Consider the following 18,311-nt stretch of genomic DNA (forward strand, 5'->3'; position numbering starts at 1 on the left):
TAGAGTTTTTTGTGTAATTAAGAATTTTTAATTTTCTTTTATAATGTAATTAAAATCGAAAATTATCCTTAAATTTGCGCAAGAAGCAATATTTTTAAATCATGTGCTTTCAGCAAGTTAATCATTAAATAAGCTAAAAGTCAATTGAAATAGTTATTGTATTACTTTGGCTTTGTTTTAATGTTCACAAGTTGAGATGTATCATCTCTTTTTGGAAATATTGATGAAAAAAAATGTAATTAAAAATCTTTAAAAACTTATGAAAAAATTTTTATTAACAGCAATTATGCTTGTTGGCCTTTCGGCTGTTTCTAAAGCTCAACAGGGGCGAGTGGGGATTAACACAACCACACCTGCCGCGACTTTAGATGTAGTAGCAAACACTACGGATAATGCAAGACCTGACGCCTTATTAGTCCCTCGTATGACAGCAGCCGAATTATCCGCTAAGGATGATACTAGTGGAACATATGCTGCGCCTCAAAATGGAGCCATTGTTTACATTACTTCAGGAACCGGTACAGGAGCTAGAAAAGCTAAAATTACTGGCCCTGGTTTCTATTATTTTGATAATACGGTTCCAGAATGGAAGCCTTTTGGGGGTGGTGCAGCTCCTTCAGGAATGACTGTAAGAGCACAAACAGCTTCTACAATCTCAGATGCAGACTTGAATAATGCAATCCTGGTTACTTCAAATGTTACATTTAACTTAGCTACATTAACGAAAACCAACGGTAAAACTATTACATTTATAGATGCAACCAATGGAGCCTTCTTTAGTGTATCGGGAGCTCATAGTACTGCTTCAACGACACCTCTTCAATCAGGTGGATCTTTGTCTTATATTTGTGATGGGACAAACTGGTATAGCTATAGTTCATTCTAATAACAAAACACAATTATGAAAGTATATTTAACATCAGCATTGTTTGCCATTGTTGCGGCATCAAGCACTTTTTTCGCTCAATTGAGATCAAATGGTACTGTCAGTGCTACAGTAGCTACACAATCCGTATTCTTAGATGCTTCTGCAAACGGCTTTACAACATCAACTAGTAATGGTAAAGGATTAGCATTTCCTAGAACAAATTTAACTACGTTCACTTTTGTAACACCAGTAACTAGTGCACTTAATTTCCCTACAGCATATGATGGGATGATTGTATATAACTCCACTGCTGGTACTACTCCTGCTACAGGATCAGGTATCGGAAACCAAACGGTAGGTGTAGGTTTTTACTATTTCAGCAACCCTACTCCAACACCAGCATTCTCTTCAGCTTCAGGGCAATGGTTACCATTAGGGTCTGCTCCGAAAGAAAATATTCTTACTACTGAAACTGTTACAAACAGACAAGTAAATAATGCGCAGATTTATGGTATCAAAGGAACTTTTACTGCAAATGGAACTACTACTGCAGTAACAATCCCAGCGCCAGGTGGAATTACAGCATTGTACGGAATTACTATTTATAAAGCAGGTACTAATAATGTATATTCCAGAGAATTGTATTCATATGATATATCTACTGGAGCTGCTGTTACAGGTTCTCCTAGTATGTCTGTAGTATATCCAAGCGGAACATATGACTATGTTTTAGAATATTTAAAATAGTATAATACTTAATTATATAATAAAAAACCAATGAGAAATCATTGGTTTTTTGCTTTTTTACAGAGAAGGATGTTCTTTTATTTTTTCGGGTAATACATCGTGATTGAATCACTTTTTGAACAATTGAAATCAAATATGGGCTGATGAATCAGACTTTACATTTTAACAAAATAAAAAGGTGTTAAAAATCAATTGCATAATCTCAACAGATGAAGCTAAAGAGCTTCTGAGAAAAGTTTTTTCCTAAAGTTGAATTTTAAGACTTTAAAATTTTAACAAGTAGTTTTGAAATTTTATTTTAACTTTATGATTTTTGTAAAATATTGATTATCAATATATTTTAGATTTGTTATTTTTAAATTATGCATGAATTAGTTAATTACGTTAACTTTTTAGATCTTTTTTTAACATTTTTTAACAGTGTAACTTAAAAGCCCTATTTATAGTGCTTTGCAAGGATTGTTAACTTTTTATTAGTGTTTTGTTAACTGATTTTAACATATGGAGTAGGGTTTTCTGAAGATTCCTGATACTTTTGTCCCGTCAAAACCAATAAAAGTTCAAAATGATGAAAAGATTCATTCTCGTAATCATAATGATGATTTCAACCCTAGGTGTTTACTCATTTACAAGTAATACCTTAGATGCGAAAAAAACAAGTTATGCATCGTACTACCACGATAGATTTAACGGTAGAAAAACCGCTAGCGGAGAAATCTTTGATAATTCAAAGTTTACTGCAGCAAACAGAACGCTTCCATTTGGAACAAATGTTAAGGTAACCAACCTTAAAAATGGTAAAGAGGTAATAGTGAGAATTAATGACAGAGGGCCTTACCATTCATCAAGATCTTTAGATATGTCTAAAGCTGCGTTCGATGAGATTGGAGATATCAGTCATGGTACTATTCCAGTCGAATATGAAATTGTCGATTAATTTTATGATTTAAATTAAAAAAAAGCCAGCTGATTCAGCTGGCTTTTTGTATGGATATCTGTTTTTTATACATCTAGTTCGACTAAAGCAGGACAATGGTCGGAATGTACCGCTTCCTTTAAAATGACAGCCCTGCTGAGCTTATCCTTTAAACTATAGGAAGTGAAATTATAATCCAGTCTCCAGCCTTTATTTCTTTCCCTTGAGTTTTGTCTGTAGCTCCACCATGTATAATTGTCAGGTTCATTGTTAAAGAACCTGAAACTGTCAATCAGTTCGCATTCATTGATAAAATTGGTCATCCATTCTCTTTCCATAGGAAGAAACCCTGAAACATTCTTTAAACCGACAGGATTGTGAATATCGATAGCCTCGTGGCAGATATTAAAGTCTCCGGAGATAATAAGATTAGGAATTTCTTTTTTTAAATTTTTAATATACCCAAGAAAGTCATGGCAGAACTGCATTTTAAAATCTAACCTCTCAATATTAGATGCAGAAGGAACATATACCGAAATCGCGGAAAATCCGTCAAAATCTGCACGGATGATTCTTCCTTCATTATCATAGCTTTCGATACCACAACCATACTCTACATGGTTGGGTTTTATTTTTGAGGCAATTCCGACCCCGCTGTAGCCTTTTCTTACCGCTGAGTGCCAATAACTGTGATATCCCAATTTTTCAAGGCTTTCGATGTCTATCTGATCGTTTCCGGCCTTACTCTCCTGAATACAGATGATATCCGGATCGGCAGTCTTCAGCCAGCCCAGAAAATCTTTCGTAAAAGCCGCCCTGATTCCATTAACATTGTAGGTGATTAATCTCATAAACAAAATAAATTTTTTCAAATGTAGGGAAATAAAAAAAGCCGGTTCTGAATTTCAAACCCGACTTTTATATACTGAGTAAGTGATTTTAATTTTTAAAAACTGTTTTACCGTCTTTTGTCAGTTCTATTTCCTCGCCTTTTCCTCTCAGTTCATAATGGTCATTCTTGTACCATATTCCTGATGCAGGTTTTTGTCCCTGAAGCTCAATGGTTTCATTGTTGAATACTAAAGTAGCCGTATTTTTGGTATTGTTGAAAGTCATATCCAGGGTTTTCCCGTTCTTGTCTTTCGAAGTACTTTTTACAATTTCATCCTGAGTACCTGAAACAGCTGCTGAATCAGATGGCTTGGATGCAACACTGTCTACAGAAGCGGGAGTAGAATCTGTTGTTGTCTTTTCTTTATTACATGAGGTTAAAAATAATGCTGAGAATGCTGCTGCAATAAAAATGTGTTTTTTCATAAATATATATTTAAGGTTGTCTGTTGATATGCAAAATAAGTGCCTTAAAAAAGAGGCGGAAAAAATCGCAAGATTTTTTCCGCCTTTAAACCCAAAATTAAATAAACTATGAAAAAAACTACTTGGGTTCTAAAATACTGATAGGAATAATACACTCTTCAAGTGAAATTCCACCATGCTGGTAAGTTTCTTTATAGTAATTAACAAAATGATTGTAATTTTTAGGATACGCCAGGAATATATTGTTTTTAGCAAAAATATATTTCGAACTTAAATTTCCTTTGGGCAGGAAAAGCTTTTCCGGATTGGTAATAGCCCATACGTCACTGTCATCATACGTTAAGCTTTTGCCTGTTTTATATCTGATATTCGTAGAAGTTTCTCTGTCTCCTACCACTTTACTTGGCTTTTTAACATATACAGTACCGTGATCTGTTGTGATCACCAGTTTATATCCGTTTTCTGCAGCTGCCTTAATGATCTTCAATAAAGAAGAGTTTTCAAACCAGTTGAAGGTAAGGGAACGGAAAGTCTTATCATCACGAATCAGCTGGTCTACAATATGATTGTCTGTTTTTGCATGCGACAGGATATCAATAAAGTTGTACACAATAACCAGCAGGTCATTATTTTTATGCTGGTTGAAATCGTCATAGATCTTTCTTTCAAAATCAGCGTTCAGTACTTTAAGATACTTCATAGACTTTGAACCAAGACCGATTCTCTTCATCTGATCTTCCAGGAAGTCACGCTCAAACTCATTTTTATTTCCTTCTTCGTTATCATTAAACCATTTATCAGGGAAGCGTTTTTCTATCTCAGACGGCATTAATCCTGCAAAGAAAGAATTCCTTGCATATTGTGTTGCTGTCGGAAGAATACTATAATAATAATCTTCCGATATTTTATTGTAGTATTTTGTAAATAAAGGTTCGATTACTTTCCACTGATCATACCGAAGATTATCCACCATCAGTAAAAGAACTTTCTCTTTTTCCACTTCAGGCTTCACTTTTTCCTTGAAAAGCGTGTGGCTCATCATCGGTTTGTCTGAATCTGTAAGCCAGTTTTCATAATTTTTCTCAATGAATTTGGCAAACTGAATATTGGCTTCTTCCTTCTGAGACTGCAGAAGATCGGCAAATTCATTGTCTGCTACCTTATCAAATTTGATTTCCCAGCTAAGAATCTTTTTATAATACTCAGCCCATTCCTGATACGTTCTCAAATAAGAAAGTTCCATGGAAAGGTTTCTGAATTCCTGCTGGTATTGTAAAATTGTTTTTTGTTCCACAAGATTATCCTGCTGAAGGTTTTTCTTTAAAGACAGTAATATCTGATTGGGATTTACAGGCTTTAATATATAATCGGCAATCTGGGAACCGATCGCTTCTTCCATAATGTGTTCTTCTTCGCTTTTGGTTACCATGACGATTTTTAAGGCATTATCTTTTTCCTTAATCATAGGAATTGCCTCCAGACCGGAAATACCCGGCATATTTTCATCAATTAGCGTTAAAGCAAATTTCTCTGAATCCATAAGCTCCAAAGCCTCATTGACATTGTTAACAGGGGTTACCTGATAACCTTTCTTTTCTAAAAATACGATATGAGGTTTAAGTAAATCTATTTCATCATCTATCCATAATATCTTTTCTGACATAATTTATTTTTTACATGGTTATTCTATCAAAATGTTGACCAAATCCTTTTAAAATCTCACAAATTCAAAAGATTAAAAGTTAAATATAAGTTAAATGAAAATGGCGTAGGATAATTCACATTTTCACTTCACTTAATTAGTGGTTTTTATATACTCCAAAGCCTTTTCCAGCACTTCATCTTTTCCGTTTTTTATCCCTTCAATACTTGGTTTTACCAGAATATCGGGAATGATTCCTATTCTTTGGGTTTCCCTGCCATCAGGATAATAAGCACCTAGGCCTGTAAACCGTGTATTGAGATCAGCAATTTTAAACATAATGACATCTCCGTTGGCTCCTGAAGTATTACTACCAATAATTTTAGCTTTCGGATGCTGTTTGAACATCATTGTCGTGGTTTCTGCCTGGCTTTGTGTATTCTCATCTACTAAAACGATGACATTTCCTTTATAGTATTCAGGATTTTTCCTGCCGATGACATTTTTTCTGCTGTAGAATTTGCCGGGATAGCTGGTATCAGGAAAAGTAAACTGATAATAGATTACCGGGTTGGGAAGAAGAAGAAAGCTTAAGGGTACAATCGTTTGTTTTGGATAATTCCTGAGATCAAAGATAATGGATTTTGTGGATTTTAAACTGCTGTACATCTCATCAAGATCATCCTTTTCAATCATCCCCATATTAACATATCCGGTTGTCTTTTCATCATCCATCAATTTCCACTTTTTTACAACAGGTTTCTTTTCACGAATAATATTCTTACTAAGATATGTTCTGGTTTTTATTTCTATATTTTGTCCTTCTCTTTCAATCTTTAAAGAAACAGAATCATTGCTAGTGAAAAGCAGCTTGTCTTTTATTTTGCTGACCTTGCCCCATGAATTGGAGGCAGGTACATACTTTCCCAAACTGTTGATCATCTGTGGAATAGTTTTTCCTTCAATATCATAAATAACATCTCCGGTATGCAGTGGGCCTTGATGTTCAGGCCGTGTGTCATTAACTTTTGTAATCACTAGTTTTCCTTCAGCATAAATATATTCTACAGGAACTTTTCGTTGACCATACAGATGAAGCTGAATCTCCTTTGAAGAAAGATAAGCGTGTGAATCATCCGTTTTAGCCACTAGTTCTGCTAATGTTAAGTGAAAATTTTCATCATTATCAACCAATAGAAATTTGGGAATCATTTCTGTAAGTACATCATTCCAGTTCTGATCGGTTTCATATTTATAAGGAAAGAAATATTCCACGTAATTCCAGTATCTGAATAGCTCCAGTAAACTAATGGCTGTGGAAGTGAATTGAGAACCATAGGATTTTTCATTCCTGAAATATATTTTTCTTCCCCCTTTTCCCACATAGTGATTGTCTCCAAGATTTCTGTTTTTTTCGATGTAACGAAGCTTTTGAGATACATCATCAGAGAAAATTTGTGAATTGTCCATCCAGCGTAGATCAAAATTTTTAAGGAAATACACCTTCTGATCTTTAACTGAACATTCTTTACATGGCGGAACTTCTCCCAGGCTCTCAATCCATTCAGAATAAAAATTATTGAGAGACTGCTTATCATTAATATTTTCAAGTTCATTGATTTTTTGAAAAAGCTGCTTATCCCAGTTAAGATTTCCTTTTGCCACACGGGGATGGTAATATTTTAAAAATCCCCAAATCCTGCAAAGAGATTCCAGCTTTTGGGTCTCAGTGATCATTTGTGCGGAAAAGTTCAAACTTAAAAGTAAAAAGAGGAAAAGCGGGAAGCGTCTCATTAAAGGTTGCCGTGTTTTCTCTCAAAGATAATCCTTTAATATAACAGACGCAAAAGGTTTTCAAAAAATCTCGAATTGATAATAAATAGATATTTAGGAATTTCTGAAGTTGATATGAAGATGTTTTTGATGAAAAATATTTGGTGTATAATTATGTTATCCCAAAATCTTAATAGTAATTTAATAAAAGGCTAAATTTTAAAATGCCTAACTTTGTTTACTAATACTGAAGTTTCAATGCAGAATAAGCTAAAAATCATCAACGATCCTGTTCACGGGTTTATCAAAATTCCACACGAAATTTTATTTGATATCATTGAGCATCCTTACTTTCAGAGATTGAGAAGAATCGGGCAGACCGGACTTCTGAACCTGATATTTCCCGGTGCTACCCATACAAGATTTCATCATGCTCTTGGAGCGATGCATTTGATGTTTACAGCTTTAGAAACATTGAAGCAGAAAGGAGTGAAAATTTCTGAGGAAGAAGAAAAAGGGGCGATGCTGGCCATTTTGATGCATGATATTGGTCATGGTCCGTTTTCACACGCATTGGAAAGTATGCTGATGGATGACTGGCATCATGAAAATCTTTCTTTGCTGCTGATGAATAAGCTTAATGAGGAATTTGAAGGCCAACTATCCATGGCTATTGAAATGTTTCAGGGGAAGTATCACAGAAAGTTTTTTAACCAGCTGATCTCTTCCCAACTGGATGTTGACCGTTTGGATTATCTTAAAAGAGACAGTTTTTTTACAGGTGTTTCCGAAGGAAATATTAATACTCAGAGAATTATCTCTATGATGAATGTCTGCGAAGAAGGCGAACTGGTGATTGATGCAAAAGGAATTTATTCCATTGAAAATTTCCTTACTGCCAGAATGTTTATGTATTGGCAGGTGTATTATCATAAAACTTCAGCCTTGGCAGAGTTTCTTTTGGTTAAAATTCTTGAAAGGGCAAAATATCTGATTTCCCAGGGTGTAGAACTTCCGGCAACAGACAATCTGAAATATTTTTTATACCGTGAAAAGAGCGGTGCCACAGATGAAGATATTGAAAGATTTACTCAGCTTGATGATAATGATGTAATTCAGGCCATGAAAGAATGGCAGAATTCAGAAGATTTTGTATTGTCATACTGGTGTAAATGTGTAATTCAGAGAAATTTGCCTAAAACAATTATTTCATCACATCCGTTTGATGAGAAAATAATTGATGAAAAAATAAAAAAGAGCAATGAATTTTTCGGAATCGATAATGGTAACGAATTGGTTCATGAAATTAAAAGAAAATTATTGCCTTATCACGCAGAGAAACAGCCAATCTATTTACTGCATAAAAACGGAAAAAGAACCAGGCTGCATGAGTCGGAAGATCAGCTTTTATCAGGATTAATCGTAAATAAGACGACCCGCTATATCCTTATGTTTCCAAGAGATATCTCCAGACTGGACTCTTAAAGAATATTAAAATTTACGATCTGAAACTAAAACATGTTTGCAAATTATAGAATTTCTTATCTTTGCAGAATATGGAATTTACAGCTTCGCAAATTGCAAGTTTTATTGACGGAAAAATAATAGGTGACGAGAATGCACTTATTACGGGAGTTTCACCAATTGAAAATGGGGAATCGGGACATCTTTCTTTTATAGCACAAGATCGGTTTTCTCATTTTTTGGATAGCTCAAAATGCTCTGTTATCATCGTTTCGGAAAAACTTCTGGAGAAAAATCATTATAACCCTACCTTAATCGTTGTAAAAGATGCCTATCTTTCTTTTCAGATTCTGATGAATTTATATCAGGAAATGCAGGGAAGAAAAGAAGGTATTGAGAACGGTTCATCTATTCATGATACCGCTATCATAGGAGATAAAGCGTATATCGGGGCATTTACTTATGTTTCCGAGAAAGCTAAGATCGGGGAAGGATCACAGATCTATCCACATGTATATATAGGGAAAGGAGTGAAAATTGGTAAAAACTGTAAGATAGACAGTGGTGCCAGAATTTACGACTACTGTATTATTGGAGATAACTGTGTGATTCATTCCAACACGGTAATCGGAGGAGACGGTTTTGGTTTCCAGCCAACGGCTGAAGGCTTCAAGAAAATTCCGCAGCTTGGAAATGTAATCATTGAAGACGATGTAGAAATTGGTTCAAACTGTAGTATCGACAGAGCTACAATAGGCTCTACAATAATAGGAAAAGGAACTAAGATTGATAACCTGATTCAGATTGCCCACAACGTGAAAATTGGTCAGAACAACGTAATTGCTGCACAGGCAGGAATTGCAGGTTCCACTACTATCGGAGACTGGAATCAGATTGGTGGCCAGGTAGGTGTCGTAGGACATATCAAAATAGGAAACCAGGTGAAAATTCAGGCTCAGAGTGGCGTGAATTCCAGTGTTAATGACAGAGAAACTTTGTACGGTTCACCAGCAATCAGTTACAATGACTATTTAAGGAGTTATGTTCATTTCAGGAACTTGCCTGGAATTGTAAATAGAATAAATAATCTTGAGAATAACTCAAAAGATAATACTAATGAGTGATATGCAAAAAACACTTCAGCAAGAGGTAACTCTTTCTGGAATTGGCCTTCATACTGGTAAAGAAGTAAAACTTACCATTAAACCTGCTAAAGAAAATACAGGTTTTGTATTTGTAAGAACAGACTTGGAGGGACATCCTCAGGTAGAAGCTGATGTAAATTATGTGGTAGCAACCGAAAGAGGAACTACATTAGAAAAATTAGGGGTAAAAATTACCACTTGCGAACATCTTCTGGCAGCCCTTGTTGGCTGTGATATTGATAACGCAATTTTAGAAATGGATGCCTCTGAACCACCAATTTTGGATGGATCCTCAAAATACTTTGTGGAAGCTATCGAAAGTGTGGGAGTAGCAGAACAAGCCATTGCAAGAGAATATCTTGTTGTAAAAGAGGTTCTTACCTACAGTGATCCGGCTACTGGTTCGGAAATCACAATCATTCCTTCGGATACTTACGAGGTAACTACTATGGTAGATTTTGGGACTAAAGTATTAGGTACTCAGAATGCTACTCTTAAAAATATTTCAGAATTTAAAGACGAAATCTCATCAGCAAGAACATTCAGCTTCCTGCATGAATTGGAAATGCTTTTAGATCATGGTTTGATCAAAGGTGGAGATATTTCCAATGCCATTGTATATGTAGATAAAGATCTTACTCCTGAAACTACAGAAAAATTAAAGAAAGCCTTTGGGAAAGATAATGTATCGATAAGACCCAACGGTATTCTTGACAATCTTAACTTAAACTATCCTAACGAAGCGGCGAGACACAAATTACTGGATGTAATCGGTGACCTTGCTTTGGCAGGAGTAAAAATAAAAGGTAAAGTTATTGCTAACAAACCGGGACACTTTGTGAATACTCAGTTTGCGAAAAAACTAAACCGCCAGTGGAAATTGCAGAAAAAGAAAAACGTTCCGGATTTTGACCTGACAAAAGAACCAGTATTCGATATCAACGGAATTATGAAGCTTATGCCTCACAGACCTCCGTTCTTATTGATCGATAAAGTTCTTGAACTTTCAGACTCTCACGTAGTAGGTTTGAAAAACGTAACCATGAACGAACCTTTCTTCGTGGGACACTTCCCTAAAGAACCTGTAATGCCTGGAGTTCTTCAGGTAGAAGCATTGGCACAGACAGGAGGAATTCTTGTATTGGCCAGCGTTCCGGATCCTGAAAACTATTCTACTTATTTCATCAAAATTGATAAGGTGAAATTCAAGAGAAAAGTAATTCCGGGAGATACACTTATATTCAAAATTGAATTGATAGAGCCTATCAGAAGAGGAATTGTTCATATGCAGGGGTATGGATATGTAGGAGACACTGTAGCAGTAGAAGCAGAGCTTATGGCTCAAGTTGCAAAAAATAAAGTTGATTAAATGATTCATCAATTAGCAGCCGTAGATAAACGTGCGAAAATCAGCAAAAATGTAATCGTAGAACCTTTCACTACCATTGCAGGGGATGTAGAAATTGGAGAAGGAACATGGATTGGTCCTAATGTAACCATTATGGATGGCGCAAGAATAGGAAAAAACTGTAGGATTTTTCCGGGTACTGTAATCTCTGCAATTCCTCAGGACCTGAAATTTGATGGTGAAGATACCCAGGTAATTATCGGTGATGATACAACAATCAGAGAGTGTGTTACCGTAAACAGAGGGACAAAGGCTTTGGGATATACTAAAATAGGAGCGAACTGCCTTATTATGGCTACTTCGCATATTGCCCATGATTGTGTTATCGGAGATCACGTTATCATTGTAAACGGTTGTGGTATTGCAGGACATGTGGAGATTGGAGATTATACTGTAATGGGAGGTTTATCAGCAGTTCACCAATTCGGTAAAATCGGAAAACATGTCATGATTTCCGGAGGTACTCTGGTAAGAAAAGATATTCCGCCTTACGTAAAAGTTGCAAGAGAGCCTATGTCTTATGCCGGTATCAATTCTGTGGGTTTAAGAAGAAGAGGATTTACCAATGAGAAAATCTTTGAAATCCAGAAAATCTACAGAGCCATCTTCCAGATGAAGATGAACGTTTCACAGGCTATTTCCCATATTGAAAAAGAAATGCTTCCAACGGCTGAGAGAGATGAGATCTTACAGTTTATTCAAAACTCACCAAGAGGTATCGTAAAAGGATACGGAACCGGTAAAGAGAGTAACTGATGAAAAAATTGTCTTTCCTTTTTGTACTGGCGATTTCCCATTTTTATCTGTCCCAGAACCAGAGAATAACAGGTATGGAGTTCTATTACGGCTTCTCGGACTATAAAAAAGACAGCCTTGCTAAGCCCAGTGTTTATGCAGAAGTAAAAAGTCAGAATGAAGATTACATCAAAATATCTCCATTCAGATATACAGATACGGATAAAAAAGCAAAGAAGGAGAATAGAGCATGGCTGATGAAATATCAGGATAATCTGTATTTTAGTATGACCTATGCAGCGTATATCTATTCTTTTGATACATTTGCAAGAGTCAATGTAATTGGGAAGAAATATTTTCTGGTCTATCTTGATGAAGTAAAAGATAAAAAAGCAATTTCATACAATAATCCTTATGGAGGAGGTTTGCTGGGAGGTGCTTTAAATGCAGGGCTGACTCCTAAGTTTGCATGGAAGGATAAAAAAGGAAATTCTTACAAGGTTCTTTTGATTGATATTGAAAAATCAAATAATACCTCTGATAAAAGAGATGTCAGCTTCGGATTGGTAGTAGATACAAAACTTATTGTGAAGCTCACAGATAATGATCCTGAAGTCATTTCAAAACTAAAGACCAATCAGTATTACTTAGAGGATATAATTGATTTGGTGAACAAAGAGAATAATAAATAAAAGAATATAATATATTAATGGCAACAAGTAACGATATCAGAAAAGGGCTATGCATCGAATATAGCAATGATATTTATAAAGTAATCGAGTTCCTTCACGTAAAACCGGGAAAAGGACCTGCTTTCGTAAGAACAAAATTAAAGTCAGTGACGAACGGTAAAGTAATTGATAATACTTTCTCTGCAGGACACAAAATTGATGAAGTAAAAGTAATCACCAGAAAATTCCAGTATCTGTATGATGATGAGAACGGATTCCACTTCATGAACAATGATGATTTCTCTCAGTTATACATCAACAAAGAAATGATTGAGAACTCTCAGTTTATGAAAGCGGGTGAAGAAGTGACTATCATTTTGAAAGAAGCTGATGAAACTCCACTTTCTGCTGAACTTCCACAATCCGTATACCTTGATGTTATCGAAGCTGATCCGGGTGTAAAAGGAAATACAGCAACCAATGCTCTTAAAAACGCAATCGTTGAAACAGGAGCAAGAGTAATGGTTCCTTTGTTCATTGAACCGGGAGACAGAATTAAAGTAAGCACTGAAGACGGCAGCTACTTAGAAAGAGTAAAAGAATAAATAAAATTTACATAAATTCGGTTTGCATCAGCACTCCGAATTTTGTTTTATAAGAAAATCTATTGTTATGAGATTCCATTCTCCGCAAAAGCTTAAAACCATTGCAGATTTAATAGGTTCAGCATTTGTAGGGCCTGAAGATTTCGAAGTATTGGGGACCAATGAAATTCACATGGTAAAACCAGGTGATATTGTTTTTGTGAATCACCCTAAATATTACGACAAGGCATTAAACTCTGCAGCTACTATTATTTTAATTGATAAAGAAGTAGATTGCCCGGAAGGCAAAGCACTTTTGGTTTCTGATGATCCTTTCAGAGACTTTAATAAAATCAATACCCATTTTACCAGAATCTATAATTTCACGGAAGAACTACACGATGTTGAAATAGGAGAGGGAACAAAAATCCATTCTTCGGCAGTAATCGGGAACAACGTGAAAATCGGGAAAAATACCTTAATCTTTCCTAATGTTGTCATTGGTGATCGTACGGAAATCGGAGATAACGTAATTATTCAGTCCAACACCGTTTTAGGAGGTGATGCATTTTATTACAGAAAATTAAACGGAAATTTTGACCGTCTGATTTCTGTTGGAAATGTTGTTATTGAAAACAATGTGGAGATTGGAAACGGCTGTACCATTGACAGAGGAGTTACAGACTCTACCATCATTGGGGAAGGCTCCGTTTTGGATAACCAGATTCAGATCGGACATGATACCATTATCGGAAAAAAATGTCTGATTGCTTCTCAGGTTGGAATTGCAGGATGTTGTATCATCGGTGATGAAGTGACATTATGGGGACAGGTAGGAATCGCTTCCGGAAACAAAATTGAGTCGGGATCTGTACTTTTGGGAAAAACCGGCGTCAACAGAGATCTTGAAAAAGGAACCTATATCGGGATGTTTGCAGAAGATTTTAAAACTTATCTGAAAAAAGAAGTAAAACTGAGAAATCTCAAATAAACAATTCCAAAGGTTTTATCCAAAATCAAAGAAATTTGAGTAAATTTGTGAGCATTAATAAAATAATAAATAAATTAAAACAACAATAAAATGTCAATTTTAGTAAACAAAGATTCTAAAGTAATTGTACAAGGATTTACAGGGAACGAAGGAACTTTCCACGCTGGTCAGATGATTGAATACGGAACAAACGTAGTAGGTGGTGTTACTCCGGGAAAAGGAGGTAGCGAGCACTTAGGAAAGCCGGTATTTAATACAGTAGCTGACGCTGTTGAAAAAGCAGGAGCAAACGTAAGTATCATTTTCGTACCACCGGCATTCGCAGCAGACGCTATCATGGAAGCTGCTGAAGCAGGAATCAAAGTAATTGTATGTATTACTGAAGGTATTCCTGTAGCTGATATGGTAAAAGTAAAATCTTACATCGCTGACAGAGACTGCAGATTAATCGGACCAAACTGCCCTGGAATCATTACTTCTGAAGAAGCTAAAATTGGTATTATGCCAGGTTTCGTTTTCAAAAAAGGAAAAGTAGGTATCGTTTCAAAATCAGGAACGCTTACTTATGAAGCTGCTGACCAGGTAGTAAGAGCAGGTTACGGTATCTCTACTGCAATCGGTATCGGAGGTGACCCAATCATCGGAACAACTACAAGAGAAGCATTAGAGCTATTCATCAACGATCCTGAAACTGAAGCTGTTGTAATGATCGGTGAAATCGGTGGAGGTCTTGAAGCTGAAGCTGCAAGATGGTACAAAGCTAGCGGATCTACTAAACCGGTTGTAGGTTTCATCGCAGGACAGACTGCTCCAAAAGGAAGAACAATGGGACACGCAGGTGCTATCGTAGGTGGTGCTGAAGATACAGCTCAGGCTAAAATGGAAATCATGAGAGAAAACGGTATCAACGTTGTTGATTCTCCTGCTGATATTGGTGCTACTGTAGCTAAGATTCTAGGATAATATAAAACCCAGCATATGAAAAAACTTTTATTAGCCTCAGCTTTAATGTTTTCTGCTTTATCATTTGCACAAGTGCAGTGGAAAAGCACAAGATTTGGAGTGACAGGAGGTTTAAACTACTCCAGAGTATCTAACGCCCATAATCCTTCAGGCCCAAGATATACTTTCCAGGCTGGAGCTTTGGCATTGATTCCCGTAGGAAAGGCAAACCAATTCTTTATTCAACCTGAAGTTCTGTACTATGGTGCAGGAGAAACAGGAAAAGATAAAGATGCTAAAGGGGTAAGTGGTTATGACGCATTATATGCTAATAACTACCTGAGTGTGCCTCTTTATTTCAAAGGATATTTTTCTGAAGCAGAATCAGAATTCTTTGGATTGATAGGACCTAGATTTAACTTCTTGCTGAGCCAGAACGTTAAAGACGCTCCAGTAAGCAGACCTTATTATGATCCCGATGTTACTGATCCTAACCAGCCGGCAGGCGTAAACGGTAAGGCCAACAGTTTTAACTGGGGACTTGGTCTGGGCGTAGGATATAGCTACAAAAGACAACTTGAAGTAGCGGTAAAATATGACTTAGGTCTAAGCGATACTTATCCTGGTCTTGCTAAAGAAACCAAAGGTACTGATAAGAAAAAATCAGAACAGGTAATTGCACTTACTTTAAGCTATATATTCAAATAGAATATTTCAGAATATAAAAAATCCCGGAAACGCAGCTTCCGGGATTTTTTTTTTTTTATCTGTTGGCAAATCAATCAGCGTTTTCAGCTTTTCCGTTATTTAGCCATTACCCTTTAATCCACTTCCAAAGCTCTTTTAACGTAGCTTTATTTCCATACATTAAAATTCCTACACGATAGATTTTTCCGGCAAGGAAGATCATGAAAATAGTAGTTACCAGCAATAATGTAATAGACAATGCAATCTGCCATGCAGGAACTCCAAACGGAATTCGGGCAATCATAGCAACCGGTGAAGTAAACGGGATGATGGATAGCCAGAAGCCTAAAGGACCTTCCGGATTGTTCATCAATGTGAAGCTTCCATACATTCCTAATGTCAGCGGTAAAATAGCAAATAAAGTAAACTGCTGGGTTTCTGTTTCGTTATCCACTGCAGAACCAATAGCTGCATAAATAGAACTATAGAAGATATACCCTAAAAGGAAAAATACGATGAATACAAAGATGATGAGCGGGAAGTTCAACTCCAGTAAACTGTGAGAAATCTGGGTAGCAAGCTGTCCCATATCCAGTTTACTTGCCATCTCCTCATTTCCCCCCGGAATATTCTTTTGAAGAGGAGAGAACCCTGTATTGAGTACCAATGCACCAATAACAGACATGGTAATCCAGATCAGAAACTGGGTCAGTGCAACCATGGTTACTCCCAGAATTTTACCCATCATCAGTTCAAAAGGTTTTACAGAAGAAATAATGATCTCCACAACACGGTTATTTTTTTCTTCAAGTACACTTCTCATCACCCTTACTCCGTAAATAATGATGAACATAAAAGTAACATACATCAGTACCATGCTCAATCCGGATTTCACCCCGAAAACAAGATCCGAGTCCTCTTTATTATTATCCGTAACGTTGATGGTTTTTAAGGTAAAGTTTTTATCAAGATCATTTAATTGAGTTTCCTGAATACCCAGCTGCTTGATCTTTTCTTTTCGGACAACATTGCTGATATCAGATACAATTCTCTGTTTTGTGTCAAACCCGATTTTACTGTTGATAATCAGTCTGGTTTCCTTTTCAAGCTCATCAAAATTCTGGTTTTTCAGCTGCGGAAGAATCAGGATGCCATCGAGAGATTCATTCCCTTTTAGATTGTTAATCTTGGACTTTTCATCCGCTGCAGAAACAAAAACATAGCTTAATTTATCATTTGATTGAAGCTGATTGGTAAACAAGCCGCTCTTGTCAACCACTTCTATGATACTATGTGATTCATTCGCCTTAAACATTAGCCCTACCACTGCTCCGAAAGCAATAATCAGGACAGGGGCAAGCAGAGTCAATATGATGAAAGACTTTTTCTTAACCTGGGTAAGAAACTCTCTCTTGGTAATTAAAAAAATATTATTCATAAAATTAAGAATGGTTACTTACAGCATTAATAAACACTTCATTCATACTTGGTATTCTTTCGTCGAATGATCTCACTTTACCTACCTGTACAAGATCAAGAAGAACATTATTCTGGCTCTCCTCATTTTTCAGGTCAAAAGAAACAAGATTGTTTTCATTGGATAAATTGAAGATCTCATATTTGTTTCTGAAATTTTCAAACTGATCATTGCTTACTTCAGAAAGCGTAATCCCAAAAATATTTTTCTTGAATTTTTCCCTTACGTCAAAAACCCTTCCGTCAATAATCTTCTTTGAATTGTTGATCAACGCAACATAATCACACATTTCCTCCACACTTTCCATTCTGTGGGTAGAAAGAATGATGGTCGTTCCGTTATTTTTAAGATCAATGATCTGATCTTTGATTAAATTGGCATTCACAGGATCGAAACCTGAAAAAGGTTCATCAAGAATCAATAAATGGGGCCTGTGAAGAACAGTAACTACAAACTGGATTTTTTGAGCCATTCCTTTGGAAAGTTCGGAAAGCTTTTTCTTCCACCATTGGTCGATGTTTAGTTTTTCAAACCATTTTTTGGCTTCGTTCAGAGCATCACTTTTGCTCATTCCCTTCAGTTCCCCGAAATAGAGAATCTGGTCACCAACCGTCATGTTTTTGTACAGTCCTCTTTCTTCAGGCATATAGCCAATATCTTTAATATGACCTGGATTAAGCTTTTGGCCATTGATATGGATTTCTCCAGAGTCTGCCTGAGTAATTTGGTTAATGATGCGGATAAAAGAAGTTTTTCCGGCTCCGTTGGGACCTAAAAGGCCATAAATACTGCCTTTCGGGACATGGATGCTGAAATCATCCAGGGCGACCTTTTTTCCGGCATTATAGGTCTTTTTAATATGTTCAGCTTTTAGCATTAAATCGTTTCTTTTTACTATTAGTATGAAAAAGTCCCGAAAGTTACGGAAATATTAAAACAGAATT

Annotated in this window: 18 protein-coding genes; 12 read left to right on the plus strand and 6 right to left on the minus strand. The window is 36.1% G+C overall.

Features of this window, described 5'->3' with window-relative positions:
* The first annotated feature begins 259 nt into the window (after positions 1–259).
* From AB1278_RS05930 to AB1278_RS05940, 3 genes are all read left to right on the plus strand, one after another.
* Entirely contained in the window at positions 260–886 is a 627-nt protein-coding gene (locus tag AB1278_RS05930; protein ID WP_202841002.1) for a hypothetical protein, read from the plus strand.
* Between the two features lie 15 nt (positions 887–901).
* The gene (locus tag AB1278_RS05935) at positions 902–1,615 is read left to right on the plus strand and encodes a hypothetical protein (RefSeq protein ID WP_429813013.1); all 714 of its coding nucleotides are present in this window, start codon (positions 902–904) and stop codon (positions 1,613–1,615) included.
* A gap of 565 nt (positions 1,616–2,180) precedes the next feature.
* Positions 2,181–2,552 carry a septal ring lytic transglycosylase RlpA family protein gene (locus AB1278_RS05940; protein ID WP_202841000.1) on the plus strand — a complete coding sequence of 124 codons (372 nt, stop codon included), beginning with the start codon at positions 2,181–2,183 and terminating at the stop codon, positions 2,550–2,552.
* A 65-nt stretch (positions 2,553–2,617) separates the two neighbouring features.
* On the opposite strand, the gene AB1278_RS05945 is transcribed toward AB1278_RS05940, so the two are convergent.
* From AB1278_RS05945 to AB1278_RS05960, 4 genes are all read right to left on the minus strand, one after another.
* A complete protein-coding gene (locus tag AB1278_RS05945; protein ID WP_202840999.1) occupies positions 2,618–3,382 on the minus strand; it encodes an exodeoxyribonuclease III in 765 nt (254 codons plus the stop codon).
* An 88-nt stretch (positions 3,383–3,470) separates the two neighbouring features.
* Positions 3,471–3,848, minus strand: a complete 378-nt coding sequence (locus AB1278_RS05950) for an MliC family protein (RefSeq protein ID WP_202840998.1) — start codon at positions 3,846–3,848, stop codon at positions 3,471–3,473.
* A 118-nt stretch (positions 3,849–3,966) separates the two neighbouring features.
* Positions 3,967–5,511 (minus strand): bifunctional response regulator/alkaline phosphatase family protein, encoded by a 1,545-nt coding sequence (locus AB1278_RS05955; RefSeq protein ID WP_110010007.1) that lies wholly within the window; start codon positions 5,509–5,511, stop codon positions 3,967–3,969.
* Between the two features lie 132 nt (positions 5,512–5,643).
* The gene (locus tag AB1278_RS05960; RefSeq protein WP_429813019.1) at positions 5,644–7,227 is read right to left on the minus strand and encodes a S41 family peptidase; all 1,584 of its coding nucleotides are present in this window, start codon (positions 7,225–7,227) and stop codon (positions 5,644–5,646) included.
* Positions 7,228–7,521: 294 nt separating this feature from the next.
* Between AB1278_RS05960 and AB1278_RS05965 the strand changes: the two genes are divergently transcribed.
* The 9 genes from AB1278_RS05965 (at position 7,522) to AB1278_RS06005 (ending at position 15,911) form a co-directional block, all read left to right on the plus strand.
* Complete coding sequence (locus AB1278_RS05965) at positions 7,522–8,748, plus strand: HD domain-containing protein (RefSeq protein WP_429817334.1); 1,227 nt, start codon at positions 7,522–7,524, stop codon at positions 8,746–8,748.
* A 71-nt stretch (positions 8,749–8,819) separates the two neighbouring features.
* A complete protein-coding gene (lpxD, locus tag AB1278_RS05970) occupies positions 8,820–9,851 on the plus strand; it encodes a UDP-3-O-(3-hydroxymyristoyl)glucosamine N-acyltransferase (RefSeq protein WP_343639478.1) in 1,032 nt (343 codons plus the stop codon).
* Positions 9,844–11,241 carry a bifunctional UDP-3-O-[3-hydroxymyristoyl] N-acetylglucosamine deacetylase/3-hydroxyacyl-ACP dehydratase gene (locus AB1278_RS05975; protein ID WP_110010003.1) on the plus strand — a complete coding sequence of 466 codons (1,398 nt, stop codon included), beginning with the start codon at positions 9,844–9,846 and terminating at the stop codon, positions 11,239–11,241. The genes lpxD and AB1278_RS05975 overlap by 8 nt, the downstream gene beginning before the upstream one ends.
* Positions 11,242–12,036 carry an acyl-ACP--UDP-N-acetylglucosamine O-acyltransferase gene (gene lpxA, locus AB1278_RS05980; protein ID WP_076596575.1) on the plus strand — a complete coding sequence of 265 codons (795 nt, stop codon included), beginning with the start codon at positions 11,242–11,244 and terminating at the stop codon, positions 12,034–12,036.
* Positions 12,036–12,707 carry a hypothetical protein gene (locus AB1278_RS05985; protein WP_137905072.1) on the plus strand — a complete coding sequence of 224 codons (672 nt, stop codon included), beginning with the start codon at positions 12,036–12,038 and terminating at the stop codon, positions 12,705–12,707. The genes lpxA and AB1278_RS05985 overlap by 1 nt, the downstream gene beginning before the upstream one ends.
* Before the next feature lie 17 nt (positions 12,708–12,724).
* Positions 12,725–13,291, plus strand: a complete 567-nt coding sequence (gene efp, locus AB1278_RS05990; protein ID WP_002977139.1) for an elongation factor P — start codon at positions 12,725–12,727, stop codon at positions 13,289–13,291.
* A 67-nt stretch (positions 13,292–13,358) separates the two neighbouring features.
* Positions 13,359–14,261, plus strand: a complete 903-nt coding sequence (locus AB1278_RS05995; RefSeq protein WP_202840993.1) for a UDP-3-O-(3-hydroxymyristoyl)glucosamine N-acyltransferase — start codon at positions 13,359–13,361, stop codon at positions 14,259–14,261.
* 90 nt (positions 14,262–14,351) lie between these two features.
* Positions 14,352–15,224 (plus strand): succinate--CoA ligase subunit alpha, encoded by an 873-nt coding sequence (sucD, locus tag AB1278_RS06000; protein WP_002977143.1) that lies wholly within the window; start codon positions 14,352–14,354, stop codon positions 15,222–15,224.
* Positions 15,225–15,239: 15 nt separating this feature from the next.
* Positions 15,240–15,911, plus strand: coding sequence for a porin family protein (locus tag AB1278_RS06005; RefSeq protein ID WP_110010001.1), 672 nt, complete (start codon positions 15,240–15,242; stop codon positions 15,909–15,911).
* 106 nt (positions 15,912–16,017) lie between these two features.
* Here the strand turns inward: AB1278_RS06005 and AB1278_RS06010 are convergent, their stop codons facing one another.
* Together AB1278_RS06010 and AB1278_RS06015 are read right to left on the minus strand one after the other, a co-directional pair.
* A complete protein-coding gene (locus tag AB1278_RS06010) occupies positions 16,018–17,328 on the minus strand; it encodes an ABC transporter permease (protein ID WP_429813028.1) in 1,311 nt (436 codons plus the stop codon).
* A 4-nt stretch (positions 17,329–17,332) separates the two neighbouring features.
* On the minus strand, positions 17,333–18,244 hold the full coding sequence (locus AB1278_RS06015) for an ABC transporter ATP-binding protein (RefSeq protein WP_110009999.1): 912 nt from the start codon (positions 18,242–18,244) through the stop codon (positions 17,333–17,335).
* Positions 18,245–18,311: the final 67 nt, after the last annotated feature.

It is taken from the genome of Chryseobacterium sp. NRRL B-14798 (genome assembly GCF_050470705.1).
GTDB lineage: Bacteria > Bacteroidota > Bacteroidia > Flavobacteriales > Weeksellaceae > Chryseobacterium > Chryseobacterium cupriresistens.

What these genes read in the sequence shown, in the direction of transcription:
- AB1278_RS05930 (WP_202841002.1), top strand. Translation starts at nt 260, where the DNA reads ATGAAAAAATTTTTATTAACAGCAATTATGCTTGTTGGCCTTTCGGCT.
- AB1278_RS05935 (WP_429813013.1), top strand. Translation starts at nt 902, where the DNA reads ATGAAAGTATATTTAACATCAGCATTGTTTGCCATTGTTGCGGCATCA.
- AB1278_RS05940 (WP_202841000.1), top strand. Translation starts at nt 2,181, where the DNA reads ATGATGAAAAGATTCATTCTCGTAATCATAATGATGATTTCAACCCTA.
- AB1278_RS05945 (WP_202840999.1), bottom strand. Translation starts at nt 3,382, where the DNA reads ATGAGATTAATCACCTACAATGTTAATGGAATCAGGGCGGCTTTTACG.
- AB1278_RS05950 (WP_202840998.1), bottom strand. Translation starts at nt 3,848, where the DNA reads ATGAAAAAACACATTTTTATTGCAGCAGCATTCTCAGCATTATTTTTA.
- AB1278_RS05955 (WP_110010007.1), bottom strand. Translation starts at nt 5,511, where the DNA reads ATGTCAGAAAAGATATTATGGATAGATGATGAAATAGATTTACTTAAA.
- AB1278_RS05960 (WP_429813019.1), bottom strand. Translation starts at nt 7,227, where the DNA reads ATGATCACTGAGACCCAAAAGCTGGAATCTCTTTGCAGGATTTGGGGA.
- AB1278_RS05965 (WP_429817334.1), top strand. Translation starts at nt 7,522, where the DNA reads ATGCAGAATAAGCTAAAAATCATCAACGATCCTGTTCACGGGTTTATC.
- lpxD (WP_343639478.1), top strand. Translation starts at nt 8,820, where the DNA reads ATGGAATTTACAGCTTCGCAAATTGCAAGTTTTATTGACGGAAAAATA.
- AB1278_RS05975 (WP_110010003.1), top strand. Translation starts at nt 9,844, where the DNA reads ATGAGTGATATGCAAAAAACACTTCAGCAAGAGGTAACTCTTTCTGGA.
- lpxA (WP_076596575.1), top strand. Translation starts at nt 11,242, where the DNA reads ATGATTCATCAATTAGCAGCCGTAGATAAACGTGCGAAAATCAGCAAA.
- AB1278_RS05985 (WP_137905072.1), top strand. Translation starts at nt 12,036, where the DNA reads ATGAAAAAATTGTCTTTCCTTTTTGTACTGGCGATTTCCCATTTTTAT.
- efp (WP_002977139.1), top strand. Translation starts at nt 12,725, where the DNA reads ATGGCAACAAGTAACGATATCAGAAAAGGGCTATGCATCGAATATAGC.
- AB1278_RS05995 (WP_202840993.1), top strand. Translation starts at nt 13,359, where the DNA reads ATGAGATTCCATTCTCCGCAAAAGCTTAAAACCATTGCAGATTTAATA.
- sucD (WP_002977143.1), top strand. Translation starts at nt 14,352, where the DNA reads ATGTCAATTTTAGTAAACAAAGATTCTAAAGTAATTGTACAAGGATTT.
- AB1278_RS06005 (WP_110010001.1), top strand. Translation starts at nt 15,240, where the DNA reads ATGAAAAAACTTTTATTAGCCTCAGCTTTAATGTTTTCTGCTTTATCA.
- AB1278_RS06010 (WP_429813028.1), bottom strand. Translation starts at nt 17,328, where the DNA reads ATGAATAATATTTTTTTAATTACCAAGAGAGAGTTTCTTACCCAGGTT.
- AB1278_RS06015 (WP_110009999.1), bottom strand. Translation starts at nt 18,244, where the DNA reads ATGCTAAAAGCTGAACATATTAAAAAGACCTATAATGCCGGAAAAAAG.